Source organism: Tardiphaga sp. 839_C3_N1_4 (assembly GCF_051811045.1).
Classification (GTDB): Bacteria; Pseudomonadota; Alphaproteobacteria; order Rhizobiales; family Xanthobacteraceae; genus Tardiphaga.
The window spans coordinates 940,076-966,740 of sequence record NZ_JBPWQD010000001.1; the positions used below are offsets into that span (position 1 = coordinate 940,076).

19 protein-coding genes and 2 tRNA genes are annotated in these 26,665 nt (G+C 62.3%); 14 read left to right on the top strand and 7 right to left on the bottom strand.

Translation table 11 applies throughout. The annotated features are described in order from the left end of the window. Positions 1 to 70 precede the first annotated feature (70 nt). Positions 71 to 931 (bottom strand): DUF1365 domain-containing protein, encoded by an 861-nt coding sequence (locus AB8A38_RS04860; protein ID WP_439085154.1) that lies wholly within the window; start codon positions 929 to 931, stop codon positions 71 to 73. 2 nt (positions 932 to 933) lie between these two features. Next, positions 934 to 2,247, bottom strand: a complete 1,314-nt coding sequence (locus AB8A38_RS04865; RefSeq protein ID WP_439085155.1) for an NAD(P)/FAD-dependent oxidoreductase — start codon at positions 2,245 to 2,247, stop codon at positions 934 to 936. Between the two features lie 406 nt (positions 2,248 to 2,653). Here AB8A38_RS04865 and AB8A38_RS04870 point away from each other — a divergent pair, with 406 nt between their 5' ends. The 5 genes from AB8A38_RS04870 (at position 2,654) to AB8A38_RS04890 (ending at position 12,554) form a co-directional block, all read left to right on the top strand. Further along, positions 2,654 to 4,090, top strand: a complete 1,437-nt coding sequence (locus AB8A38_RS04870; protein WP_439088461.1) for an efflux transporter outer membrane subunit — start codon at positions 2,654 to 2,656, stop codon at positions 4,088 to 4,090. Continuing rightward, positions 4,080 to 5,468 (top strand): efflux RND transporter periplasmic adaptor subunit, encoded by a 1,389-nt coding sequence (locus AB8A38_RS04875; RefSeq protein WP_439085157.1) that lies wholly within the window; start codon positions 4,080 to 4,082, stop codon positions 5,466 to 5,468. Before AB8A38_RS04870 ends, AB8A38_RS04875 begins: the two co-directional genes overlap by 11 nt. A gap of 62 nt (positions 5,469 to 5,530) precedes the next feature. Then, the gene (locus AB8A38_RS04880) at positions 5,531 to 8,653 is read left to right on the top strand and encodes an efflux RND transporter permease subunit (protein WP_439085158.1); all 3,123 of its coding nucleotides are present in this window, start codon (positions 5,531 to 5,533) and stop codon (positions 8,651 to 8,653) included. Positions 8,654 to 8,685: 32 nt separating this feature from the next. Then, the gene (locus AB8A38_RS04885) at positions 8,686 to 11,763 is read left to right on the top strand and encodes an efflux RND transporter permease subunit (protein WP_439088462.1); all 3,078 of its coding nucleotides are present in this window, start codon (positions 8,686 to 8,688) and stop codon (positions 11,761 to 11,763) included. Positions 11,764 to 11,819: 56 nt separating this feature from the next. Continuing rightward, positions 11,820 to 12,554, top strand: coding sequence for a tRNA-uridine aminocarboxypropyltransferase (locus AB8A38_RS04890; RefSeq protein WP_439085159.1), 735 nt, complete (start codon positions 11,820 to 11,822; stop codon positions 12,552 to 12,554). Positions 12,555 to 12,581: 27 nt separating this feature from the next. Here AB8A38_RS04890 and AB8A38_RS04895 read toward each other — a convergent pair whose 3' ends face one another. From AB8A38_RS04895 to AB8A38_RS04910, 4 genes are all read right to left on the bottom strand, one after another. Next, positions 12,582 to 12,905 (bottom strand): hypothetical protein, encoded by a 324-nt coding sequence (locus AB8A38_RS04895; RefSeq protein ID WP_315842141.1) that lies wholly within the window; start codon positions 12,903 to 12,905, stop codon positions 12,582 to 12,584. 131 nt (positions 12,906 to 13,036) lie between these two features. Further along, positions 13,037 to 13,110, bottom strand: a tRNA-Cys gene (locus AB8A38_RS04900). 85 nt (positions 13,111 to 13,195) lie between these two features. Continuing rightward, positions 13,196 to 13,375 (bottom strand): hypothetical protein, encoded by a 180-nt coding sequence (locus AB8A38_RS04905; protein ID WP_068736432.1) that lies wholly within the window; start codon positions 13,373 to 13,375, stop codon positions 13,196 to 13,198. A 173-nt stretch (positions 13,376 to 13,548) separates the two neighbouring features. Next, a complete protein-coding gene (locus AB8A38_RS04910) occupies positions 13,549 to 14,520 on the bottom strand; it encodes a LysR family transcriptional regulator (RefSeq protein WP_315842066.1) in 972 nt (323 codons plus the stop codon). 347 nt (positions 14,521 to 14,867) lie between these two features. On the opposite strand from AB8A38_RS04910, the gene AB8A38_RS04915 reads away from it, so the two are divergent. The 4 genes from AB8A38_RS04915 to AB8A38_RS04930 are packed head-to-tail and all read left to right on the top strand — an operon-like array spanning position 14,868 to position 19,636. After that, the gene (locus AB8A38_RS04915; RefSeq protein ID WP_315842065.1) at positions 14,868 to 16,184 is read left to right on the top strand and encodes an ABC transporter substrate-binding protein; all 1,317 of its coding nucleotides are present in this window, start codon (positions 14,868 to 14,870) and stop codon (positions 16,182 to 16,184) included. An 8-nt stretch (positions 16,185 to 16,192) separates the two neighbouring features. Beyond that, positions 16,193 to 17,068 carry a branched-chain amino acid ABC transporter permease gene (locus tag AB8A38_RS04920; protein WP_175368999.1) on the top strand — a complete coding sequence of 292 codons (876 nt, stop codon included), beginning with the start codon at positions 16,193 to 16,195 and terminating at the stop codon, positions 17,066 to 17,068. Further along, positions 17,065 to 18,945, top strand: coding sequence for a branched-chain amino acid ABC transporter ATP-binding protein/permease (locus AB8A38_RS04925; RefSeq protein ID WP_410001796.1), 1,881 nt, complete (start codon positions 17,065 to 17,067; stop codon positions 18,943 to 18,945). Before AB8A38_RS04920 ends, AB8A38_RS04925 begins: the two co-directional genes overlap by 4 nt. Continuing rightward, positions 18,932 to 19,636 carry an ABC transporter ATP-binding protein gene (locus AB8A38_RS04930; protein ID WP_439085161.1) on the top strand — a complete coding sequence of 235 codons (705 nt, stop codon included), beginning with the start codon at positions 18,932 to 18,934 and terminating at the stop codon, positions 19,634 to 19,636. Before AB8A38_RS04925 ends, AB8A38_RS04930 begins: the two co-directional genes overlap by 14 nt. 48 nt (positions 19,637 to 19,684) lie before the next feature. On the opposite strand, the gene AB8A38_RS04935 is transcribed toward AB8A38_RS04930, so the two are convergent. Next, positions 19,685 to 19,858 carry a hypothetical protein gene (locus AB8A38_RS04935; RefSeq protein WP_439085162.1) on the bottom strand — a complete coding sequence of 58 codons (174 nt, stop codon included), beginning with the start codon at positions 19,856 to 19,858 and terminating at the stop codon, positions 19,685 to 19,687. 276 nt (positions 19,859 to 20,134) lie between these two features. On the opposite strand from AB8A38_RS04935, the gene AB8A38_RS04940 reads away from it, so the two are divergent. From AB8A38_RS04940 to AB8A38_RS04960, 5 genes are all read left to right on the top strand, one after another. Continuing rightward, positions 20,135 to 20,209: transfer RNA gene (locus AB8A38_RS04940), tRNA-Asn, on the top strand. A 151-nt stretch (positions 20,210 to 20,360) separates the two neighbouring features. After that, the gene (locus tag AB8A38_RS04945) at positions 20,361 to 20,939 is read left to right on the top strand and encodes a protein-L-isoaspartate O-methyltransferase family protein (protein WP_439085163.1); all 579 of its coding nucleotides are present in this window, start codon (positions 20,361 to 20,363) and stop codon (positions 20,937 to 20,939) included. Between the two features lie 232 nt (positions 20,940 to 21,171). Continuing rightward, on the top strand, positions 21,172 to 22,563 hold the full coding sequence (locus AB8A38_RS04950; protein ID WP_439085164.1) for a TolC family outer membrane protein: 1,392 nt from the start codon (positions 21,172 to 21,174) through the stop codon (positions 22,561 to 22,563). A gap of 291 nt (positions 22,564 to 22,854) precedes the next feature. Continuing rightward, a complete protein-coding gene (locus tag AB8A38_RS04955) occupies positions 22,855 to 23,598 on the top strand; it encodes a PopZ family protein (RefSeq protein WP_315842060.1) in 744 nt (247 codons plus the stop codon). A 176-nt stretch (positions 23,599 to 23,774) separates the two neighbouring features. Next, a complete protein-coding gene (locus AB8A38_RS04960) occupies positions 23,775 to 26,648 on the top strand; it encodes a valine--tRNA ligase (RefSeq protein ID WP_439085165.1) in 2,874 nt (957 codons plus the stop codon). Positions 26,649 to 26,665 lie beyond the last annotated feature (17 nt).

The following is a 26,665-nucleotide window of genomic DNA, read 5'->3' on the forward strand; positions in this document are numbered from 1 at the left end:
AAGTCGCAGGATTGATGTGGCCGCCGCTCTTTTGTCGGACAGGATCGTCTTTGTGCGTTGCGAAATCCAATCACAGCGCGGACGATTTTGTGGGAGTATAAGCGCGGCTTTGCTTGCTCGCCAAGCCGGTATTTCTTGCAGAGCTTGCTTCATGCGGCACAAATCGGGCGCCCTTGATCCACAGGCGCATCGCCTCCCAATGGATGGCGGCCATAATCTTAACGGTCACCAGCGGAAGCGCGAAGAACGAGCGCAATAGCGCGCCCGAAGTCAGCGCGCGCCGCTTGCCATTGAAGGTCGCGGCGAGGATCGGCCCCTCCGGGTCGGTCTCCAGGATGCGCAACTTCACGTCATCGCCAGGAGGTGAGACACGGAAGTGATAGCGCATCGGCATATCGATAAAGGGGGAGACGTAAAACAGCTTGTCCTGCTCCTGCCGGATACCAGCGTCTGTTTGTTCGCCTGGCTGAATCGGCAGGACGTAGGAGTGGATGTCGCCAAAGGTGTTGCGGACCTCGTAGATGATCAGAGCAAGCTCGCCATCGGCGCGGCTGCAGAAATAGGTCGAGAGCGGATTAAACGTGTAACCGAGCAGGCGAGGGTAACACAGCAATTCCACGCGTCCGCCGGTCAGGTCGATGCCACGCTCCCGCGCACAGCGCTGCGCAAACGCAAGCAGTGACGAGCCATGGCGATCGCCATGATCGGACTCGCGAAAGCTGTACAGCGCGGCACGATTGACGCCGAATAGCGGTGATATCCTGTCCGCGTCATCCAGACGGTCGAGATTGATCAACATGCTCATCACGCGGTAGCTGAAGCGATGGCCCATCGGCTTGAGCCGCGCATGCATCACATTCCCAAAATACAGCGCCGCCGCTGCATCTACTGGGCCCGATTTCGCTGTTGTGCTGGTCACGACGTTACGCATCGTTACTCCGCGGCTTCGGCGAGTTCCGGCGGCGGCGCCCGCCATGGCACGGTTGCACCTAACGCTTCGGCCACGGCCAGACCGGAGCGCAATCCGTCCTCGTGAAAACCATAGCCGGTCCATGCACCGCAGAACCAAGTGTGGCGCTTACCCTGGATCTCGTCGAGGCGCTTCTGCGCCGCAAACGCCTTGGCATTGTATTGCGGATGCTCGCACATATAACGCCCGAAGGTCAGATCGGGATCCGGTGTGAACGGCGGATTGAGGCTGACGAACAGCGGTTTGTCGTCGGCAATGCCTTGCAGCCGGTTCATGCAGTAGGTCACTGCGACGTCGTTGACGTGGCTTCCTTCGCGCTGCCAGCGCAGGAAGTTCCAGGATGCCCAGGCATTCTGGCGCTTTGGCATCAAACGAGCATCGCGATGCAGGTAGACGATGTTCGGCGCATACCCGATGTCGCCGAGAATGGCGCTCTCGTCGGCGCTCGGGTCTGACAACATCGCCAGCGCCTGGTCGCTATGCGCGGCGACGACGACATGGTCGTAGGTCTCGCGGCGACCGTGGCTGTCGTGGACCACAACCCCATGCGCGGTGCGCTCGATCGCGGTCACCGCGCAGCCGAGGCGCAGGTGATCGCCGAATGCGGCCGTGAGCTTCTCGACGTAAGTCTTGCTGCCGCCTTTGACCGCGCGCCAAACCGGGCGATCATATTGCAGCAGGCGGTGATTGCTGAAAAAGGCGATGAAGTTCTCTACCGGAAAATCCAGAATCTCGTCGGCTGGTGCGGACCAGATCGCGGCACCCATTGGCCCCAGGTAGTCGGTCAACAGACGCGGCGCGAATTTGCGCCAGCGGAAATACTGGCCGAGCGACATATCGCCGAGCAGGCCTTCGGCACGATCCTTCACGCTCTGCTCGTTGAAGATCAGAATATCCTTGAGCATCCGCAGATAGGAGGGCGAGAACAGATTGCTCGGCTGTGCGAACAGACCTTTGGCCGTATCCGCCCATGTATCGCCGCCGCCCTTCCATTCGAACCGCCCGCCATCGGCGGTGACCGCGAAACTCATGCAGCTTTCCACGGTCTCGACGCCAAGATGGTCGAACATCGCGGTGAGGTCGGGGTAATTGAGCTCGTTATAGACAATGAACCCGATATCGACGGCGACCTGGGTGCCGTCATAATCGACGCTCACGGTGTGGCTGTGGCCGCCCGGGCGGAGTTCGCGGTCGTAGACCGTGACGGGATAGCGCTTTGACAGTGCCCATGCGGCGGCATTGCCGGCAATTCCCGTTCCGATGACTGCGACGCGCATTCCAAGTCCCCTGTGGCCAATTCGTGACCAAGTTACGGTTGGTATTCCCGGCAGGTTTCAAAATGGCGCAGGGGAGCGCGAACTTGGCGTTAGCAACAAATGAACACATGAAATCTTCGTAAGCCTGACCTGTCGAGCGCTTCTGTCAGCGGCCAAAAAGCTCGATAAAATCGGGGGAATCTGTGCAAATCCGCTCATTCGCGGGTATGTCGCATCTATGCCGCTTGCACGTTGCGACACGTAAGAACACTGTCCGCAGGATGATTGGGCCGCTACAATGCGGGCTCGTTTCATTGACCAAGCATCACCCGGTGAACGTGTCTCAGGCTGCATACCTCAACGCCCCGAATCTCGGCGCAAAGCGCGCTCGGCGGAGCCTTGTCCGGATGTTCGTGCGGTGAATCTTGTGTTCGCGAAAAAGATCGGGCGTTCGGTCGTCGCCTTTGCCGTTGTTGCCAGTTCGGCAGGCTGCATTTTGACCAAGGATCTGCCTGATCCGGCCCTCGATATTCCCGAGGGCTACAAGGCGGCACGGCTGGCCAATCCGAACGGCGCCACGCCGACACTGGACTGGTGGCGCGGCTTTCGTTCCAGGGAACTGACGCAGCTGATGGAGGAGGCCCAGACAGTCAACCTCGATATCGCTGCGGCAACATCGCGAATCATGCAGGCCGATGCGCAGGCCCGAATCACCGGCGCCGCGCTGCTGCCCAGCGTGAGCGGCGGTGGGCAGGAAACCTATTCGCGGACTTCGGGCTCCAGTTCCAGCGGCCTGACCAATGGCGGCCGCGAGGTGGTGACCTATTCGGCCTCGCTCTCGGCTAGTTACGAGATCGATTTCTGGGGCAAGAACCGTGACGCGGCGCTGGCTGCGGAAGAAACCTCGACTGCCAATCGCTTCGACCGCGACGTGGTGGCGCTGACCACCATGGCGGCCGTCGCCAATGCCTATTTCCAGGTGCTGACCTCGCAGGACCGCATTCGTACGGCGGAGCGCAACATCGCCAGCGCGCAGCGCATCCTCGATGCGATCAAACAGCGCTTCAGTGCCGGCACCGGCACCGATCTTGATGTCGCGCAGCAGGAAAGCGTGCTGGCCAATCAGCGCGCCGCGGTGCCGCCGCTGCGGACCACGCTGGCGCAGAACATCAATGCGCTCGCCACGCTGGTGTCCCGGCCCCCTGAGAGCGTGCGCGTGGCCGGCGGCTCGCTGAACACTATCGCAGCCCCGCGCGTCACGCCCGGTCTCCCGTCAGAGCTATTGACCCAGCGGCCGGATATCCGCCGGCAGGAAGCGCAGTTGGCCTCGGCCACGGCCAATGTCGGCAGCGCCCGGGCGCAGTTCTTCCCCTCGATCCAGCTCACCGGCTCGGGAGGCTATCAGAGCGCTGCGCTGGCCTCGCTGTTTCAGCCCAATGCCGCCTTCTTCAGCCTCGTCGGCGGCCTGACCCAGCCGATTTTCGATGGCGGGCGCATTCAGGGCAATTTCGAGCTGACCCAGGCGCGGCAGGACGAGCTGCTGCAGACCTATCGCAAGACGGTCGTGCAGTCCTTTGCCGACGTCGATAACGCGCTGGTCGCGATCCGCCAGACCACCGAGCGGCTGCGGCTACAGCGCGAGGTGGTCCGGGCGTCGAAGCGGGCCTTCGAGCTGTCCGAGCAGCAATTGCGCGCTGGAACCGCTGACATCGTAACTGTGCTAAACACCCAGCTGACGCTGTTCCAGGCGGAAGATGTCCTGTCGCAGGCGCAACTGGCGCGGCTACAGGCGATCATCAGCCTCTATCAGGCGCTGGGGGGCGGCTGGGAGCCGAAAATGGAAAGACCGGTCAATGCTCTTTAAGCCGGAGTTGAAAGAGGCCGCGAAAGCGACGGGCGACGGTGTTGCCAAGGTCGCCGGCAAGGCGCGCCGCCGTACTGTGTCGATCGCCGTGACCCTGCTGATCCTCGGCGGGCTCGGTTATATCGGCTGGAATGCGTTCCAGCAGCGGCAGACGGCCGGCCGCAGCGGCTTCAGGCCGGACATGATGACCGTACCGGTGCTGGCAGCGACGCCGAAGATCCAGGACGTGCCGGTCTATCTCGATGGTGTCGGTTCGGTAAAGGCGTTGAACAACGTCACCGTGCGCGCGCAGGTCGACGGCAAGCTGATCAAGGTCAATTTCAAGGAAGGCCAGGACGTCAAGGCCGGCGACGTGCTCGGCGAGATCGATCCGGTACTCTACAAGGCACTGTACGATCAGGCCGTCGCCAAGAAGGCGCAGGACGAGGCGACGCTGGCCAATGCGCGGCTCGACCTGATCCGCTACCAGCAGCTTGCAACGTCAAACGCTGGCTCCAAGCAGCAGGCCGATACCCAGAAGTCGCTCGTCGCCCAGCAGGAAGCGCTGGTGAATGCCGATCAGGCGGCAATCGACAATGCCGCCGCAACGCTGAGCTACACCAAAATCATCGCGCCGCTCTCCGGCCGCGCCGGTCTGCGACAGGTCGATCAGGGCAACATCATCCACGCCTCCGATACCACGGGCCTCGTGGTGATCACGCAGCTGCAGCCCATCGCCGTACTGTTCAGCCTGCCGCAGCAGCAGATCGTCCGCGCCAATGCCGCTGCTGCCAAGGGCACGCTGATGGTCGACGTGTTCGGCAATGACGGCGTCACCGTCATCGACACCGGTACGCTCACCGGCATCGACAATCAGGTCGATACCACCACGGGCACCGTAAAGCTGAAGGCCGAATTCCCGAACCCGAATTATCAGCTCTGGCCCGGTCAGTTCGTCAATGTGCGGCTGAAAGTCGAGACGCTGAAGGATGCGATGGTGGTGCCGACCTCGGCCGTGCAACGCGGTCCCGCCGGCACGTTCAGTTACGTGATCGAGGAGGGCGACATCGTCAAAGCGGTGCCGGTCACCGTGACGCAACAGAACGAGACCACGGCCGTCATCGCCAAGGGCCTTTCGGCGACCGAGCGTGTTGTCACTACGGGCTTTGCCAATCTCGCAGAAGGATCGAAGGTTTCTGTCGGCACCAACGATCAGGAGCCGACCGCAGATCTCGCGCCGCGCAAGCGGGGAGGTAGCAAGGGCAACGATGCTGGCGAGCGTCGTGGCAAGCGCGGCCAGAATTCGGGTGGAGCGGGTGGCCAGGGCAATCCGCAGGCGCCGATTGGCCAGACGCCGCCTCCAGCCAGCCCGAGCGCTGCGCCATCGGGAGCGAAGTAGCCATGATGTTCGCACGATCGATCGCTTGAGTTGATGATTTCGATACCAAAGAGCGCACAGTCATGAGCGTCTCGGAACCCTTCATCCGCCGGCCCATCGCGACGTCGCTGCTCGGCATCGCGTTGTTGATCGGTGGCGCGCTTGGCTACTTCGGGCTTCCGGTATCGGCGCTGCCGCAGGTCGATTTCCCGACCGTGCAGGTATCGACGCAATTGCCGGGCGCGAGCCCCGAAGTGACCGCGTCGCTGATCACTGCGCCTCTGGAGCGTCAGCTCGGACAGATTCCGTCGCTGTCATCGATGACCTCGACGAGCTCGTTCGGCGTCAGCCAGATCTCACTGCAATTCGATCTCAACCGCGATATCGATGGCGCGACCCAGGACGTACAGGCGGCGATCAATGCGGCCGCCGGTGTGCTGCCGAAAAACCTGCCATATCCGCCGGTTTACGCGAAGGTCAATCCGGCTGATGCACCTGTGATGACGCTGGCGCTGACCTCGGACACCATCTCGCTGCGATCGATGAGCGATCTGTCCGATACATTGCTGGCGCAGCGGCTTAGCCAGATCTCGGGTGTCGGCCGCGTTGCCGTGTTGGGCGGCTTGAAGCCGGCGGTGCGGGTGCAGGCGGATCTGGCGCGGCTCGCTGCCTATGGCATCGCGATGGAAGACCTCCGTACGGCGATTGCCGGCGCCAATGTGTCGGGCCCCAAGGGCTCGCTCGACGGAGCGCAGCAAGCCTACACGATTGCGGCTAACGATCAGATCGTTGCCGCGGATGCGTACAGGCCGATCATCATCGCTTACCGCAACGGATCGCCCGTCACCATCGGTGACATCGCGCAGATCGTCGATGGGCTGGAAAACGACCGCACTGGCGGCTGGTATCAAGGCACGCCTGCCGTCATTATCGAGATCCAGCGTCAGCCCGGTGCAAATGTCATCGAGGTCGTTCGCCAGATCCGCGAGGAAATTCCGAAGGTACAGCGCTCGATGCCGGCCGGCGTCAAGCTGACCATCGTGAGCGACCGCACCGTGACCATTCGCGCCTCGGTCCATGACGTGCAATTCACGCTGGTGCTGTCCGTCATCCTCGTGACTTTGGTGGTGCTGCTGTTCCTGCGATCGCTGCGGGCAACGCTGATTGCCGGCGTGGCGCTGCCGTTGTCGCTGATCACGTCCTTCGGCGTGATGTATTTCGCCGGCTTCAGCCTCGACAATCTCAGCCTGATGGCGCTGACCATCGGCACCGGCTTCGTGGTCGACGACGCCATCGTGATGATCGAAAACATCGTCCGTCACATGGAAGAGGGCGAGAGCCCGATGCAGGCAGCTTTGGCTGGCGCCAGCGAAATCGGCTTTACGGTGATCTCGCTGACGGTGTCGCTGATCGCTGTCTTCATCCCGCTGTTGTTCATGTCCGGTCTTGTGGGCCGCATGTTCCGTGAATTCGCGATGACGCTGACCATCGCCGTTGTCATGTCCGCCGTGGTCTCGCTGACTCTGACGCCGATGATGTGCTCGCGGCTTTTGAAGCACACCAAGGATGAATGGCAGGTGCCCGGCTTGGGCGCCGTCAGCCGCTTCATCGATCGTATGGTGGCATTCTATCACCGCACGCTGTTGTGGGTGTTGCAGCATCAGCCGGCGACGCTGGTCGTCACGTTCCTGACCATCGTCGCGACGCTCGGCCTCTATGTCATCGCCCCCAAGGGCTTCCTGCCGCTGCAGGACACCGCCTCGATCACGGCCGTGACGGAGGCTGGCGCCGACGTGTCTTTCACGGAAATGCAGAGCCGGCAGAGCGCGGCGGCGGCGGCGATCCAGGCCGATCCGGATGTGACAGGAATCATCTCGGTGATCGGCGGCGGCTCGGTCAATCCAACCACCAATGTCGGTCGGCTGGTGATGACCCTGAAGCCGCGCGGCGAGCGCAAGGATGACATGAATGCTGTGATCGCGCGACTCAAGGATCGCGTTGCGGCGATCCCAGGCATGACCGTATATTTCCAGCCCGTGCAGGATATCCAGATCAGCACGCAAGCGAGCCGCTCGCAGTATCAATATACGCTGACAGGGACCGACGCTGCGCAGGTGACCGAATGGTCGCAGAAGCTGGTCACCGAATTGCGCCGCGATCCGATGTTCCGCGATGTGTCCTCGGAAGCGCAGACCGGCGGATTGCGGGCCTCGCTCGATATCAACCGGCAGCGCGCCGGTCAGCTCGGCGTCAATTTGCAGGGCGTCACCGACACGCTGAATGACGCCTTCGCGCAGCGCCAGATTTCGACCATCTACGGACAGGCTAATCAGTACCGCGTTGTGCTGGAGGCATTGCCGTCACAGCAGCGCGATCCCGATGTGCTGTCGAAACTGTATCTGCCGGGTGTGGCCGGCGCGCAGGTGCCGCTGTCTGCCGTAGCTACATTGACGCGTACCACGGCGCCACTGGCGATCTCGCATCAGGCGCAATTCCCTGCCATCTCGCTCAGCTTCAACCTCGGACCTAACGAGGCGCTCGGCGATGCGGTCGACAAAGTGAAGAAGATCGAGACCCGGATCGGCATGCCGACCAGCATTGTCGGGATGTTCTCCGGCGATGCTGCGGAATTCTCCAAGTCGCTGTCAGGGCAGCCCTGGCTGATCCTCGCGGCGCTGGTGACGATCTATATTGTGCTCGGTGTGCTCTATGAGAGCTACATTCATCCGATTACGATTCTCTCGACGCTGCCATCGGCGGGCGTCGGTGCGATCCTCGCACTGATGCTGACCGGACAGGACCTGTCCGTCATTGGCTTGATAGGCATCATCCTGCTGATGGGCATCGTCAAGAAGAACGCGATCATGATGATCGACTTTGCGCTGGATGCCGAACGCAATCGCGGCACGGCACCGGAAGCGGCGATCGTCGAAGCCTGTCTGCTGCGGTTCCGGCCCATCATGATGACGACGCTGGCGGCATTGTTTGGTGCGTTGCCGCTGGCGATCGAAAGCGGCACCGGCGCAGAGCTGCGCTTCCCGCTCGGTGTGTCGATCATCGGCGGTCTGCTGCTCAGCCAGATACTGACACTCTACACCACGCCGGTGATCTATCTGGCGCTGGATCGCATCAATCGCCGGTTCGAGAAGAGTGCACCGCCCGTCGCAGGTGCAGCCGGAACGGCGGGAGCAGGGGGGCCGCCCTAGTGGCTTCCATCTCCATCTCAGCGCCATTCATCATGCGGCCGGTCGGCACTACGTTGCTGGCGATCGGACTGTTTCTTCTCGGCGTCGTCGCTTATCACTTCCTGCCGGTCGCAGCGACGCCCAATGTCGATTTCCCGATGATCCGTGTGCAGGCGTCGCGTCCCGGCGCCGATCCGTCGATCATGGCGGCGACCGTTGCCGCGCCGCTGGAACGACGTCTGGGCATCATCGCCGGCCTCGATCAGATCACCTCAACGAGTTCGCTGGGCTCGACCAGTATCCAGTTGCAATTCGCCATCGGCCGCGATGTCGATCGCGCCGCGCGTGACGTGCAGGCCGCGATCAACGCGTCCATGGCGGATCTGCCGACCGATCTTCCGACGCTACCCACGTTCCGCAAGGCGAATCCGTCAGCGGCACCTGTCTTCATTCTCGCTTTGACGTCGCCAACGATGTCCGCGTCCGCGATCTACGACGTCGCCGACACCGTGATCGTACAGCGGCTGTCGCAAGTGCCGGGGGTCGGCGAAGTCACTGCCAGCGGCGCCGATCAGCCCGCAGTGCGCATCCAGCTCAATCCGGTCGCGCTGTCGAATGCCGGGATTGCCACCGACGACGTGCGCACCGCCATCGTCAATGCCAATCCGCTTGGTCCTGTCGGTATCTTCCAGGGATCGCGGCAGAGCGAGACGATCTCGATGAATCCTCAGATGCGCACGGCGGAAGAGTTTCGCGAGATCATCGTCAAGAGTTCGAACGGCAATTATCTGCGGTTGTCTGATGTCGCCGATGTTCAGGATGCGACGCGCAACAGCCGCTCGGTTGCCTGGTTCAACAAGCAGCCGGCGGTGCTGATCCAGATCACCAAGCAGGGCGACGCCAACGTCATCGACACCGTCGATCGCGTGAAAGCGCTGATCCCCGATCTGAAACAATGGATTCCTGCCGGGATCGAGATTTCGGTTCTGACCGACCGCACCGGTACCATTCGCGCCTCGGTCGAGGACATGGAGTGGACGCTGTTTGCCACGGCCGTACTGGTGATGGCCGTGGTGTTCCTGTTCCTGCGTCGTGGCACGCCGACCATCGCAGCCGGCGTCTCGGTGCCGCTGGCGCTGGCGGGCACCTGCGTTGGCATGTGGCTGGCCGGCTTCTCGATCAACAATCTGTCGCTGATGGCGCTGGCGATCTCTGTCGGCTTTGTGGTCGACGACGCCATCGTCATGATCGAGAACATGTACCGCAATCTCGAAGAGGGCATGGCGCCGATGCAGGCGGCGCTCGCCGGCGCCAGGCAGATCGGCTTCACGGTGCTGTCGATCAGCCTGTCGTTGATTGCCGCCTTCATCCCGCTGATCTTCATGGACGGTCTGGTCGGCCGATTGCTGCGCGAATTCTCGTTGACGCTGACATTCTCGATTATCGTCTCGACGCTGGTGTCGCTGACGGTGACACCGATGATCTGCGCGCAATATATCAAGAGCGGTCTGTCGAGCACCGAAAACCGTTTCGACCGCATTGTCGAAGGCACGCTATCGCGCATCGTGGCGTTCTATGAGCGCACGCTGCATGTGGTGCTGGGTTTTCCATTCCTGACGCTGGTGGTGTTCTTCGCCACCATCGCGCTGACGGTCACACTCTATATCAAGACGCCGAAAGGTTTTTTCCCGAACGACGACAGTGGCTTCGTCATCGGTGCAACGCGCGCATCGGCCGACGTCTCGTTTCAGGCGATGCTCGGATTGCAGCAGCACATGGCTGATCTCGTGCTGGCCGATCCGGGCGTGGCCAGTGTTGGCTCGTCGCTTGGCGGCACTGGCGGCCCGGGCGGCGGCGGCGCCAACCGCGGCACGATGTTTATCGCCTTGAAACCACCAGAGGAGCGCAATGGAGCATCGACTGAAGACGTCATCAACCGCTTGCGTCCGAAGCTCAGCGCGGTCCCGGGTATCCGTCTCTTCATGTTCGCGGCGCAGGATCTGCGTGCCGGCGGGCGCCAGAGCGATTCCAATTATCAATACACGCTGACCTCGACCAATCTCGATCTCCTGCAGAAATGGGCACCGCTGGTGGGCAAACGGCTGGAGAGCGTCGAGGGCATCACCGACGTGTCGAGCGACCGCGATCCCGGCGGATTGCAATTGACGCTGACCATAGACCGCAAGATGGCATCGAGCCTCGGCGTCAAGGTGCAGGACATCGATAACGCGCTCAACAACGCGTTCTCGCAGCGACAGATCTCGACGATCTACACCCAGCGCAACCAGTATAAGGTGGTGCTGGAAATCGATCCGAAATTCCAGAACGATCCGTCCGATCTCGATCGTATCTATGTCGCAGGCCTGAATGGGTCGCAGGTGCCGCTGTCGGCGGTTGTGCGCATGTCGCGCACATTGTCGGCGCTGGCGGTGTTCCACTCGCAGGGGTTCCCGTCCACGACGGTGTCGTTCAACACGCTGCCCGGCGTGCAGCTCGATGCCGTGACAGGCAACATCCAGCGCGCGGTCGACGAATTGCATATGCCGGAAGGCATCCGCGGCGGCTTCGACGGCAATGCCGGTGACTTCAGCAAGACGACGGGGCGGCAGCCGCTGTTGATCCTCGGCGCACTCATCGCGATGTATATCGTGCTGGGCGTGCTCTATGAGAGCCTGGTGCATCCTCTGACCATCATCTCGACGCTGCCCTCGGCGGGACTTGGCGCGTTGCTGGCGTTGCAGATCACCAACACGCCGCTGACCGTGATCGCCTTCGTCGGCATCATTCTACTCATCGGCATCGTCAAGAAGAACGGAATCATGATGGTCGATTTCGCCATCGAGGCGGAGCGGCATCGTGGATTGTCGCCCGCCGAGGCGATCTTCGAGGCCTGCACCGTGCGTTTCCGCCCGATCCTGATGACGTCATTGGCCGCGGTGTTCGCCGCGATCCCGCTGGTAGTCGCGACCGGGCCGGGCACGGAACTGCGCCGCCCGCTGGGCATCACCATCATCGGCGGGTTGTTCGTCTCGCAGGTGCTGACGCTTTACACGACGCCGGTGATCTATCTCCTGATCGACCGGTTGCGTAACCGCTTCCGCCCGGCGCCGGTGCCGGCCCCGGCTGAATAGCCAGATCCGGGCGTTACGGCGGTTGAAGCCTCGGGCCGCGCGGCGTATAGCGGGCAATGTCCAAGAAATCAGATCTGCAAGCCGCCGAGGTCGCCGAGGCGATCCCGGAATGTCCGCATTGCCAAAAGCCGATGCCGCTGTGCATCTGCGACAGCATCACGCCCATCGACAACAAGATTGAACTCCTGATCCTGCAGCATCCGCAGGAGCAGGACAGGGCGCTGGCCACCGCCCGCGTCGCAGCGCTACATTTCAAGAAGGCCACGGTCAAGATCGGCCTGTCCTGGCCGAGCCTCGCCAAGGCGCTGGGCAAGCCGGTCGCCGATCCCGCCCGCTGGGCGATCCTGTATCTCGGCTCGGCCAAGGTCTCCGACTTCGAGACCGACCGGGATATTCTGGCCATCGACCGCAAGGGTCAGGCCGAGGAAAACCAGCGCGCATTGCTGAAAGACATCCAGGGTATCGTGCTGCTCGACGGCACCTGGAGCCAGGCCAAGGCGCTGTGGTGGCGGAATGCCTGGATGCTGAAATGCCAGCGCGTCATTCTTGGACCGGCCAAACCATCGCTCTACGGCAAGCTGCGCCGCGAACCACGCAAGGACGGCCTGTCGACCATCGAAGCCGCGGGGATGCTGCTGGCTAGCCTCGAACGGAAGCCGGATATCGAAGCGACGCTGAACGAGGCTTTCGAGCGAATGTTGGCGAAATATCGCGAAGCCCAGACCGTCATGCCGGAACTGGCGCCAAAGCCCAAACCCAAGCGCGACTGGCGGCGTAAGAAGCACGCCTGATCGCGTTCGGTTTTGATTGATCCCGGCCTATCGGCTGCCGGGCGGTGGACCGACACCGGCTTCACGCTCGTCACTCGATGATGACGGTCTCACGAGCGACGGGAACGGGTTGCGGAACAGTCCCCCGCGCGCTTCTTCCGCGACGGGTGCGGGAGGCGGTGCCGGGGCTGCGGCCTGCGGCGGCACCACCGGAACCGGCAACTTCTCGCACTTCATGGAATAGACCAACTGGCCGTCGGCGGTCCGGCCAATCGGCGCGCAAGGATCGGTGCGGACCGGAACGGGCGGTTTGGCCTGGGCCCAGCCTGGCGAGGTCATCAGCAACGTGGCGATCAAGACCCGGATGTTCATCGTGCCCCCTAGGGTTGGCAGGATGCTACGATCAATACTCCAATCGTGCCAAGCGAAGTGTTGCAGCGCACCACTCATAGCAGTCGCGCCCCGATCGCGGGTCTGGCAGGCTAATTTATTGATTGGATTGATGGAGGCCACGTCGGGAATCGAACCCGAATAAACGGTTTTGCAGACCGGCGCGTAACCATTCCGCCACATGGCCCCATAGCGGGTTAGTTACAGACCGTTCGCCATTTAGGCAATGCCCGGCTGAAATCTTTCATGGGGTCCGACATACCGACACAAGATCAGCAGGAGGCCTGCCAGCCATCCGGAAACGGGATCAGCGGCCAGGGGCCGTCATTGTCGTTCGCAGCGGTCGGAATCGGGGCGAAGAACATTTCCTGGCTGCGCAGATCGTCCCGCACATCGGCCTCGATTTCGGCCCGGACGGTCTCCAGCAGATAGTCAAATTCGGCTTCGCTCATCTTTTAGCTCCCTGTCTTGGGAGCAATCTGACGCAAAGCCTTTGTTGGGCTGTTGAATGGATCGTTCAAATTGTACCGATCCACACGTCAGACCCGTCATGGTTACCGCGGCGTTTACCTCATTGAATCAGGTGTGGGGTTTCCCGGCACTGACCAGATGGTGCGCGGTAACATCAAACTGTTTGCTCGGTAACGGGTGTGTCGGTCTCCAGCAGCGTATCCAGCATCTTGCGGCCCCTGGTGCTGGCCTGCATCAGGGGATCCGCCTTGAAGGTCGACTTCAGGAAGCTCGATACCGCGCGGATGCGCGGCACGAATTGCAGATCGTTATGGACGTTGATCCACAGCTCGCGCGTGGTCGACAGCTTGTCGTGCAGCACCGGGATCAGGTCAGGACGGCGCGCCGTGGCAAAACTCGGCAGCAGCACGAGCCCGACACCGCCGGCCGCAGCGTTCATCTGCGCGCACATGCTGTTGGAATGGAACGAGACCGGCGGGCTCTTGATGATGTCATCGAGCCAGCGCACCGAGTCGAGCTGGATCTGGTCGTCGATATAGGTGACGAAGCTGTGCTCCGTGAGCTCGGATGCGCTCTTGGGCATGCCGTGTGCGTCCAGGTAACTCTGCGACGCATAGAGCCCAAGTTGGAAGCAGCCGATACGCTCCGAGACCATGCCCTGACCGGTCGGGCGGAAGAAGCTCAGAAACAGATCGGCCTCGCGACGATTCACTGAGACGCTCTGCGGTGACGTCAGTAGTTCGACGGTCAGGTCGGGATGCTGTTTGCGCAATTCGACGAAACGGTAGGCGAGGTAGAGCGAGGCGATGCCCTCCATCGTGGCAAGGCGGACCCGGCCAGCCATACGGCTGCCGCCGCATTGCACGTCTTCCCGCATGGCGATCACGGCGCTCTCGATGCGCTCGGCATGGCAGAGCAGGCGGTCGCCGGTCTCGTTGACCTTCAATCCGGACGGCAATCGCTCGAACAACGCCACGCCCAAGGTGCTCTCGAGATGCGCGATCCGGCGGCTGATGGTGGATTGATCAACCCGAAGGCGCTTGGCCGCATTGCCCAGGCTGCCGCCGCGGGCTGCGTGAATGAAGACCTTGAGGTCATCCCAATCGAGAGCTTTGAAATTTTCCATCCAAGACAATCAGCAAGAGCTGTGCCAGCAAACCATACCCGGGACGCGATGTCGCGGTGGAAAAACCAGTCTGCAAGGCCCTTTGCAGGATTGTCTATACCCCGCGCGATCCGAAGCAACCTAGCCTGACGGGAACAAAGAACGATCCGTTCTCTCTCACTTTGCGGACGCGACGCTGCCGGTATTTCGGGTTCAGCGAGTGACCATGAATGAGGCTCCTGCGATGATCTCGCAGGCACCGCGAGAGCCACGGCGGCATCCCGTTCAAGAAACTCAACTTCGCCGGGGCCAGCCCCATCGCAGCTCACCGGCCAATGGCGGCGGTGATCGAACCAGAAGGGTGTGTCATGCAGTTTGACCGTCGACAGCTTTTGCTCGGAGGAGTCGGCACTGCCGCTGGCCTTATGCTTCCAGGCAGCGCGTTCGCACAATCGCCGGCCACTATCGGTACTTTCCCGGAAGGCGTCACGGCGGATTCGGTGTTCGTCGGTCTGACCATCCCGCTCACCGGCGTCTTTTCGGGTGACGGCGGCGACCTTAAGCTCGGTTATGAACTGGCTATCGCGCAGATCAATGCCGGCGGTGATATCGCGCAGAAGTGGGGCCTCAAGGGCAAGGGCGTGCTCGGGCGGCAGATCAAGTACAAGGTCTCCGACACCGAAGGTAAACCCAACCTTGACGTGCAGAGCGCCACGCAATTCATCCAGCGCGACAAGGCGATCATGGTGTCAGGCTCGGTGTCATCAGCCAGCGCCATTGCGCTCGAAGAACTCGGGTCGCGCGAGAAGGTGCTGTACATGGTCGGCATCGCCGGCTCCAACGACATCACCGGCAAGAACTGCCAGCGCTACGGCTTCCGCTCGCAGCAGAATGCTTACATGGCTGCGAAGGCGATGGCGCCGGTCGTCGCCAAGGCGCTCGGCAAGAATGTGAAGTCCGCCTTCCTGGTGCCCGACTACACCTATGGCCACACCGTGTATGACAGCTTCGCCAAGTTCTCGGCGGAGCAGGGCTGGAAGCAGGTCGCCAAGGAAGTCGTGCCGCTTGGCACCACCGACTATTCGTCGGCGCTCCTGAACATCGCCAACAGCGGCGCGGACGTTTTCGTCAACATCGCTTTCGGCGGCGACGCGGTTGCCTCCACTAAACAAGCCGAACAGTTCGGCGTGCTGAAGCGCATGAAGCTTGTGGTGCCGAACCTTTCCTCGTTCCAGGACAAGGAGCTCGGCGCCGAGCTGATGCAGGGCGTCTATGGCAGCTGCGATTTCTGGTGGGGGCTGCAGGACACCTATCCGCTCGCCAAGACCTTCGTCGAAAGCTTCTTGGCGCAGAACAAGTACTATCCGCGCTGGGGCGCGCATATCGGCTACATGCAGACCTATCTGTGGGCGATGTCGGTCGAACGCGCCGGCACGTTCAATCCGGTCGATGTGATCAAGGCGATGGAGAGCTCCAAGGCGCAGCCTTACGAGACGACCATAGGCAAGGTCTATTTCCGTGCCGAAGATCATCAGATGGTGCGGCCGATCCCGATCCTGCGCGGCAAGAAGCCGTCCGAGATGAAGAACAAGGAAGACTTCTACGAGATCGTCGATATCGCCGACGGCGAAAGCGTGATGAACGCACCGGACTTCTTCGGCTGCAAGCTCGGCCCCTACACCTAAGGATCACCATGCCAAGCTGGCCCGTCCTCATCTCGCAGGCCTTCAACGGCCTGGCCCTCGGCACGCTGCTGGCGCTCGTCAGCAGTGGTCTGACGATCATCCTGGGCACGCTTGGCGTCCTCAACTTCGCTCACGGCGCGCTGTTCGCCGTGGGCGCCTATGCCGCTTTCGTGCTGCTGCAATACACATCGTCCTTCGTGCTCGCGATCGTCGTCGGCTGCGGCTTCATGCTGGTGCTCGGCTTCTTGCTGGAACGCATCATCATCCGTTATTTCTACGACCGGCCGCATGAGGATCAGATCCTTGTCACTTACGGCGTGGGCATCGTGCTCGTCGAATGCGTGCGTGCAGCCTTCGGCGGCAATGCACAGCGTGTGCCGGTGCCGTCCTGGGGGCAGGGCGCCACCCAGATGGGCTTCCTGATCTATCCGACTTATCGCCTGCAACTGATCGCCATCATCGCCGGGCTGCTGCTCAGTCTCTATCTCGTGCTCTATCGCACCTCGATGGGCCTCGTGGTTCGCGCCGGCATCGAGAATCCCGGCATGGTCGGCATTCTCGGCATCAATGTGCGCCGCGCCTTCCTGCTGGTCTTCGCCATCGGCGTTGTCGCCGTCGGTCTTGCCGGCATGCTCTATGCGCCGGTCGTGGCCGTGACGCCGGACATGGGCGCCAATTTCATGGCGCAGTCTTTCGTGGTCATCGTGCTGGGCGGCCTTGGTTCGTTTCCCGGTGCCGTCATCGGCGGCTTGATCGCCGGCGAGATCATCAGCCTGACCAGCGCTTTCAATTCGTCCTATTCGGAAGTGATGCTCTACGCGCTGATGGCGGTACTGCTGATCATGCGCCCGCAGGGCCTGTTCGGTTCGGAAGGCCGCGCATGATGCGTCCTCGTTCCGGCGGCTTGCGGGGCTGGCTTCCCGAACTCGCGGTGCTGTGCACGCTGATCGTGGCACCCATCGGGTTCCCGCATCTCGGTTTCTCGACCGATCTACTGACACGTGTGTTGAACTGGGGCCTGATCGGCCTCGGCTTCGACATCCTGTTCGGACTGACTGGCCTGCTGTCCTTTGGACAGGCCGCATTTTTCGGCGTTGGCGGTTTTGTCAGTGCCTATCTGCTGGTGTCCCACACCATCGACAGCGTCTGGCTGGCGTTGGCGATCGGCACCGTCGCAGCCGGCCTGTTCGGCCTCCTGGTCGGCTGGTTCGCCGTGCGCCGGGTCGGCATCTATTTCACGATGATCACGCTGGCCTTCGGCCAGATGGCCTATTTCATCGAGAATTCCCCGCTGTCGGACTACACCGGCGGCGAGAACGGTATCCCCGGCGTGCCGGTGCCGGTGCTCGGCTTCGGCGCCAGTGCGATCCGCATCAGCGCGGGCATGCCGATGTATATCCTGTTCGCGGTGATCTTCTTCCTCGGCTACGTGCTGGCGCGCCGCATCGTGGGCTCGCCGGTCGGCGCGATCCTGCTGGCGATCAAGGAGAACACCGGCCGCGTTGCGATGCTCGGCCACAACGTGCCGGCCTACAAGCTGACGGCCTTCGTCATCGCCGCGCTCTATGCGGGCCTTGCCGGCGGTCTGCTCGGTTCGTTCCAGAGCTACATGCCGCCGGATGCGTTCTCGCTGGAGACGTCGGGACAGCTCGTCGTTCAGACCATTGTCGGCGGTGCCGGCACGCTGATCGGTCCGCTGGTCGGCGCGGCTGTCTGGCTCTGGCTGCGCGACAATCTGCAGCTCATTCCGGGCTTTGCGATCCTGTGGAAGCTGGTGCTCGGCATCGCCTTCATCATTCTGGTGATCGGGCTGCGCCGCGGCATCTGCGGCGAGATCTCCCATTGGTGGAATGAACGCCGTAACCTGGCTGCCGCACGAGCCGCCGAGGCCAAAACCGAAGCCATCGAGGCGCATAATATCGACGTCGCCACCAATCCCGTCGCGCCGCCCAAGGAGGTCAGGCTGACACTTGCCGAACCTGCGACGGGTGATAGCGACATTGCACTCGAAGCCAAATCTCTGGCGCGGCATTATGGCGGTCTCAAAGCCGTCGATGGCGTCTCCTTCAAGGTCCGCCGCGGTTCGATCCATGCGGTGATCGGCCCGAATGGCGCCGGCAAGAGCACGCTGTTCAAGATGCTGCTCGACGAAGTCAGCCCGTCCTCCGGTGAAGTCCTGTTGTTCGGCGAGAAAATCACGGGCGTCGGCGTCAGCCGCGCGGCGCAGCTCGGCATCGCCAAGAGCAATCAGCTCAATCAGCTGTTTCCCAACCTGTCGGTGCGCAAGAACCTGCGTATCGCGGCACTGGCGCGTCGTCGCGGCCCTATGCGCTTTGATCTGTTGCGTGGAGCCGGCAGTATTCCCGACGTCGAAGAGCAGATCGCCTCGATCCTCAGCCTGCTCAATCTCGTCGAGCGCGCCGATACGCCGGCACATATTTTGGCCTACGGCGAAAAGCGCCGGCTCGAAATCGGGATGGCGCTGGCGACCAGCCCGAATGTGCTGCTGCTGGACGAGCCGCTGGCCGGCATGAGCCCGGCTGAGCGAGTCGCCACCTGCGCCTTCATTCGCGATATCGGGCGCTCGCGCACCGTCGTCATCGTCGAACACGATCTCGACGCCATTTTCGAACTCGCCGAGCGCATCACCGTGCTCTATGAGGGCCGGCTGCTGGCGGACGGCACCGCCGACGAGATCCGGCGCAATCCGGCCGTGCAAGACGCCTATCTGGGAGGGCTGCACGCGCATGAGCCTGCTTGAAGTCGACAAGATCAATACGCTGTATGGCGATTCCCACGTGCTGTTCGACCTGTCTATCCGGGTCGAGCAGGGCGAGGTCGTGGCACTGCTCGGCCGCAACGGCGCCGGCAAGACCACGACGCTGCGCTCGATCATGGGCGTGCTGTCACCGCGCAGCGGCCATATCCGTCTCGACGGCAAATCCATCGAGGGCCTGCCGCCCTCGGCGATCGCCGGCATGGGCGTCCAGCTTGTACCCGAAGAGCGCGCCATTTTTGGCGGCCTGACGGTCGAGGAAAACCTGCGCATCGCGGCGCTGACGGCACCGAACGCGTGGTCCTACGATCGCATCTACGACGTGTTTCCGCGCCTCAAGGAGCGCCGCAAATCGGCCGGACGCACACTATCTGGCGGCGAACAGCAGATGCTGGCGATTGCCCGCGCGCTGATGCGTGACGCGCGCATTATCCTGCTGGACGAGCCGTTCGAGGGGCTGGCGCCGCTGATCGTGCGCGATCTCGTCGAGGTCTCGCGCAATCTCGCCGCCGAGGGCCGTACCATGATTGTGGTCGAGCAGAATGTTGCGGCGGCATTGAGTTTCGCCAACCGCGTTTATGGGCTCAATAACGGCCACGTGGTGTTCGAAGGCACGCCGGCCGACCTCAACGCCAGCCCCGACCTGATGCGAGACTTCCTCGGCGTCGGAATTTGATTCCCGGAATCTCATCTCCCGAGACGAGGTCCCCGGCTGCCTGATCCCCTAGATTTCGATCGGCACCGCGAGGCGCCCGATCAGGAGCGCCACCTCGTCGAGGTGATCGCTGTCATGCGCCTCGACGGCTTCGGCGAGCCGGGTGACGCATTCGTCATCACTGATAAAGGGCAGGGAGTTGAGGTCGGTCGGAAGCGCGCGGTCGGTGTGCATGGCTGGCATCGGTCACCTCGTTCGATTCGGAACTTGTTCAACGTCGCGAAGAGCAGTCTTGCGGTGCAATAAGACTAAATAGCGACACGGTTGGAAAGATTATTCTTCGCTCATATGCGACATCGTTCCGGCTGGAACGGGCCGAGCATCAAGAAGATCCCGTAACATCAGGCTTTTTCTGAGTTTTCCCCGATTGGCGGCCTCTGTGGGAAGAGGTGCATTTCCTGCTTTCCAAGCGCGGATCGCTTTGTTATACGCTGCGGCCTGCGAACAAGCTTCGCACGTTCCCTGGTAGCTCAGCGGTAGAGCATTCGACTGTTAATCGAATGGTCGCTGGTTCGAATCCAGCCCGGGGAGCCAAACATCCTTCCGCAAAAATGGCTGCCAGAAACCGCGCTCGGGACTGCCTCGATAGCGCGTTGGCTGCTGTGTTTTTACGAACCTTGCATCCCGCTGTGCGCTGCCGTAATTCCTGCAAAAGGAACTTCCAGCCGTTTGCAAGGGATCGCTCATGTCCGACTTTTCGACCGCACGCCAGAAGATGGTTGATGGTCAGGTGCGTCCCAGCGACGTCACCGATTTGCGCATCATCGACGCCATGCTTGCGGTGCCGCGCGAGGAATTCGTTCCTGCCAGCCAGCGCGCCATGGCCTATCTCGATCTCGACCTCGAAGTCGCCCCGAATCGCTTTCTGATCAAGCCGGTGGTGCTGGCGCGGATGCTGCAGGCCTCCGACGTGAAGGCGACCGACAAGGTTCTGGTGGTCGGTTGCCCCACGGGCTATGCGGCCGCCGTGATCGCCCAGTTTGCCGGGCAGGTCACCAGCGCGGCCGGCATGCCGGCCGATGGCGATGCCGCGAACGGCCCCTATGATCTGATCGTTCTGGCCGGCGCGACGGAAATCGTCCCGACGAGGCTCTACAAGCAGCTGGCCGCCGGTGGCCAACTGGTGGGCGTGTTCGCCCTGACCAAGCCCGCCCGCGCCGTTCTCGTGACCCATTCCCACGAGGATTTTGGCTCCCGCCCCCTGTTCGATGCTACCGCACCGGTTCTGCCGGGCATGGAAAAGCTCCCGGCATTCGTTTTCTAGGGCTGACTGTCCGCCTTATCGGGCATCGGGGCACCGCTAATATCGCCAGCGGTAATTACAAGTGTGGCTTGGATGTCCCATTCGCCAAGTTTTCACTGTCAAGTTTCCACGAGAGGTTCCGTCGCGCCGATGCGCGGAATATGGTGAGTGGAGACTCGCTAACGGACATCATCTGTTCGGTCGCCATAAGTGTGCGCCCGGATCAGTGAACGGCATGAATGGATTACCAAGAATGGGCGGCGTAAAAGCTCTCACCGGTGCTGCAGCTGCGGCCCTTTTGCTGGCATTTGCCGGAGCGTCACCCGTTCTGGCTGACACGATCGAAGCGGCGTTGGTTCGCGCTTATCAGAACAATCCTCAATTGAATGCCCAGCGCGCTTCGGTGCGCGTCACTGACGAGAACGTGCCGCAGGCTTTGTCGGGTTATCGGCCGAGGGTCGCGATCACCGCAAGCGGCGGCTATCAATACACGGACACAGTCACCAGCATCGCGGGTAATTCGACCGCGCTTCACGGCGTGCAGATTCCGCGCGCTGTCGGCGCGACCATCACCCAGAATGTGTACAACGGCCAGCAGACGGCGAACCGCACACGCGCCGCCGAGGGGCAGGTTTCGGCTGCGCGCGAAGGTCTGCGCGTGCTCGAACAGTCAGTGATGCTCTCCGCCGCGACCATCTACATGGACTATCTGCGCGACTCGGCCGTGGTCGAGGTGCAGAAGAGCAACGTGCGTGTGCTCGAGCAGACGCTGAAGCAGACCCGCGATCGCTTCAATGTCGGCGAAGTCACCCGTACCGACGTGGCGCAGTCCGAAGCCCAGCTCGCTGCCGGCCGCACCCAGTTGCTGACCGCCGAGTCGAATCTCACCACCACGCGCTCGAACTTCCGCCGTATCATCGGCAACGAGCCGAGCAATCTGCAGGCGGGTTCGCCCGTCGATCGGTTCCTTCCGAATACGCTGCCTGGCGCCGTCGATCTCGGCCTCGTCGAAAACCCCAACGTCACCGCGGCAATGTTCGGTATCGATGTCAGCTTCCTCAATGTGAAGGTCAACGAAGGCGCGCTGTTCCCGACCGTGACCTTGCAAGCCAATATCCAGCAGGGCTGGGACCAGTCGATCACGCAGCCGCGCGGTTTGACTGCAGCAGGCATCGCTCAGGTGTCGATCCCGGTTTACCAGGGTGGCGGCGAATACTCGCTGATCCGTCAGTCCAAGGAAACGCTGGCCCAGCAGCGTCTGGCCCTGGAGCAGGTGCGCGATCAGACCCGCGCGAGCGTCGTGCAGGCCTGGGGGCAGTTGCTGGCGGGCAGGGCGCAGGTCTCGTCCGCGCAGGCGCAGGTGCAGGCTTCCGAAATCGCGCTGAACGGCGTTCGCGAAGAAGCCAAGGCCGGCCAGCGCACCACGCTCGACGTGTTGAACGCCCAGCAGGCGCTGGTGAACGCGCGCGTCGCGCTTGTCACCGCCCAGCATGATCGTGTGGTGGCATCATACTCGGTGCTTAACGCGGTCGGTCGTCTGTCACCGACGGTGATGAAGCTGAACACCAATGTGTATGACCCCAGCGTGCACTATCATCAGGTGCGCGATAGCTGGGTCGGCGTGCGTACGCCCGACGGGCGCTAACGCGCTCAGATATCACCTGATATCGTATCGAAAGGGCCGCTTGTGCGGCCCTTTGCTTGCAATCAATTTGTCCGATGACGTACCGTTTGCATTGCTGGCTTAGCGATTCGGAATGCCTCTCCTAATTCCTTGGGCATTTTCCGCGCGACAGTTGGTGGTCAGGCGTCGCTTGATCTTGGGGACAAGTCAGGCTTGCGCGCTGAATCGAACGGTCGTCAAAACGACAACCCGCAAATTCAGCCTCGTCTGGTGTAAAATATTGACGAGAGCGTTGATGATGCGGAGTCGGACATGACGCAACCTGCAAAGGTCCAGGAGCCCTCGATGGAGGAGATTCTGGCGTCGATCCGACGTATCATCGCCGACGACGAAGCGAAGCCGGCCGTCGCCGAAGTTGCTCCTCCGCCGCCGCCCAAGCCAGCTCCTGCACCCAAGCCTGCTGCGATGACAGACATCCCGCCGTCGGCGATTCCAGCCGCGCAGGCTGCTGCCGCCAAAGTACCGCCGCCAGCCCCGAAGCCCGCGCCACCGCCGCCGGAGCCTGCTGCCTCCAACAGCCAGGACGACATCGACGCGATGTTGGCCAGCTTGGAAGCCGCGACCACCGAGGAAGAGGTGCGCCCGGCGCAGCCCGACGGTGATGTGTTCGAACTGACCGACGAGATGGTGGTCGCCGACCCCGAGCCGGAACCCGCATTCCAGCATGTCGAGCCGGATGACGACCTCGAATTCGCCGAAGCTGTCGCTGCCAGCAGCCAACGACCCGCACCGCGCTTCGACCCGCCGTCCTATGATCCGCCGCCCGTCGCACCACAGCAGCAGATCCTGTCGCACAGCACCGTGTCGTCCGTGGAGTCGGCCTTCAATGCGCTGGCCAATACGGTCCTGAGCAACAACGCGCGGACCCTCGAGGATCTCGTCAAGGAGATGCTGCGTCCGATGCTGAAGTCCTGGCTGGACGACAACCTGCCGGGCCTCGTCGAGCGCATCGTCAAGGCCGAGATCGAGCGCGTCTCACGCGGCGGCGGCCGCTAGGCCCGCGAGACAAGCAACGACGGCCTTTCGGGGCCTTCGTTTGGCCCTCCGGGGTGGCTAAACAGCCCTATATGTTGACTTGAGCCGCGCTGGCGGGTTTCTAGCGCCGTCGGCTTCCTGCGTTCGCCCCAGGCCTCAAAACCGTAGCCAAAAACCCCTGATTTGATTGAATTGTCATGATCGAAAAGACCTATCAGCCCGCCGATATCGAGACCCGCATCGCCGCTGCCTGGGAAGCCGAAGGCGCGTTCAAGGCTGGCCGAGCGGACCGGGTGGATGCCGAGCCCTATACGATCGTGATCCCGCCGCCGAACGTCACCGGCTCGCTGCATATGGGCCACGCCCTGAACAACACGCTGCAGGACGTGCTCTGTCGCTTCGAGCGCATGCGCGGCCGTGACGTGCTGTGGCAGCCCGGCACCGACCATGCGGGCATTGCGACCCAGATGGTGGTCGAGCGCCAGTTGATGGAGCGTCAGGAGCCCGGTCGCCGCGACATGGGACGCGAGGCATTTCTCGAACGCGTCTGGAAGTGGAAGGCTGAGAGCGGCGGCGTCATTGTCAATCAGTTGAAGCGCCTTGGCGCCTCCTGCGACTGGTCGCGCGAGCGCTTCACCATGGACGAGGGCCTGTCCGAGGCCGTCATCAAGGTGTTCGTGCAGCTGCACCGCGAGGGCCTGATCTACAAGGACAAGCGCCTTGTGAACTGGGATCCGAAACTGCTCACGGCGATTTCCGATCTCGAAGTCCAGCAGGTCGAGGTCAAGGGTAACCTCTGGCATCTGCGCTATCCGCTCGAAGGCAAGAGTTTCGATCCGGAAGATCCGACCTCGTTCATCACCGTTGCGACCACGCGTCCCGAGACGATGCTCGGCGACAGCGGCGTCGCCGTGAATCCGGATGACGAACGCTACACCCATCTGATCGGCAAGAACGTGGTTCTGCCGCTGGTCGGCCGTCTGATCCCGATCGTCGCCGACGAATATTCCGACCCGGAGAAGGGGTCTGGCGCGGTGAAGATCACACCGGCGCACGACTTCAACGACTTCGAAGTCGGCAACCGCCACGGCCTTGCACGCATCAGCATCCTCGATATCGAAGGCAAGCTCGCACTTGCCGACAACGAGGACTATCTGCGCGGACTGCCCGTAGCAGCGTCGGAGCTGGTCGAAGAATTGCACGGGATGGAGCGCTTCAAGGCGCGCAAGACCATCGTGCAGCGGCTGGAAGATTTCGGCTTCCTGGAGAAGATCGAGCCCAACACGCATATGGTGCCGCATGGCGACCGCTCCGGCGTCGTCATCGAGCCCTATCTGACCGACCAGTGGTACGTCGACGCCAAGACCATGGCACAGCCAGCGATCGCCGCCGTGCGCACCGGCGCGACCGAGTTCGTGCCGAAGAACTGGGAAAAGACCTATTACGAGTGGATGGAGAACATCCAGCCATGGTGCATCTCGCGCCAGCTGTGGTGGGGCCATCAGATCCCGGCCTGGTACGGTCCGGACGGCAAGGTGTTCGTCGCCGAGACCGAGGAAGAAGCGGTCGGCAACGCACTTGGCTATTATGTCGAGCAGGAAGTGATCACGGAAGAGCAGGGCCACGAGATGGCGCTCGATCCGGCGAAGCGCGAGGGCTTCATCACGCGCGATGAAGACGTGCTCGACACCTGGTTCTCGTCAGCGCTCTGGCCGTTCTCGACGCTGGGCTGGCCGCAGAGCTCGGTCGATGTCGATCGCTACTATCCGACCAATGTGCTGGTCACCGGGTTCGACATCATCTTCTTCTGGGTCGCCCGGATGATGATGATGGGCATGCACTTCAAGAAGGACGTGCCGTTCCCGACCGTCTACATCCACGCTCTCGTCCGCGACGAGAAGGGCGCCAAGATGTCGAAGTCGAAGGGCAACGTCATCGATCCCCTGAACCTGATCGACCAGTACGGCGCCGACGCGCTACGCTTTACGCTGGCTGCGATGGCCGCACAGGGCCGCGACATCAAGCTCGCGACCCAGCGCGTCGAGGGCTATCGCAATTTCGCGACCAAGCTCTGGAACGCCTGTCGCTTCGCCGAAATGAACGAGTGCGTGCTGCCGGCGGGCTTCGATCCGACCAAAGCCAAGGAAGTGCTCAACCGCTGGATCGCGCATGAGACCGTGAAGGCGACGCGCGAAGTCACCGAAGCCATCGAAGCCTATCGCTTCAACGATGCGGCGGGCGCCGCCTACCGCTTCGTCTGGAATGTGTATTGCGACTGGTATCTCGAACTCGCCAAGCCCTTCATGATGGGCGAGGACGGCCCGGCCAAGACCGAAACCCGCGCGATGGTCGCCTGGGCCCGCGACGAGATCCTGAAGCTGCTGCATCCGTTCATGCCTTTCATCACGGAAGAACTCTGGGCTGTGACGGCGCCGCGCGACGGTCTGCTGGCGCTGGCGCCGTGGTCGCGCAAGGCGAGCGGCCTGACGCGCGAGCAGGAAGCGCTGATCATCGCGACCGCCGCGAGCGATCCGATCGTCGCGCCGATCCTGATGGGCGATCCCGAACCGGTCGCCGACTTCAAGGATGACGCCGCCGAAGCCGAGATCGGCTGGGTCATCGATCTGGTCACGGAGGTCCGTTCGGTGCGTGCCGAGATGAACATCGTGCCAGCGACATTGACGCCACTGGTGCTAGCCGGTGCCTCTGCGGAGACGCAGGCCCGTGCCCAGCGCTGGAGCGATGTCGTGAAGCGCCTCGCGCGTCTCGGCGACATATCCTTCGCCGATGTCGCCCCGCAGGGTGCCGTGCAGCTCCTGATCCGCGGTGAAGTCGCAGCGCTGCCGTTGAAGGGGGTGATTGATTTCGGCGCCGAGAAGACGCGTCTCGACAAGGAACTGGTGAAAGCCGAAGCTGACATCAAGCGCGCTGACGCCAAGCTCTCCAACGAGAAATTCGTCGCCAACGCGGCGGAAGAGATCGTCGAGGAAGAGCGCGAGAAGCGCGAGGCGGCCGAGGCCCGCAAGGCCAAGACGCTGGAAGCGCTGGAGCGGCTCAAGAACGCGGTGTGAGCGATGCTTCTTCGAAG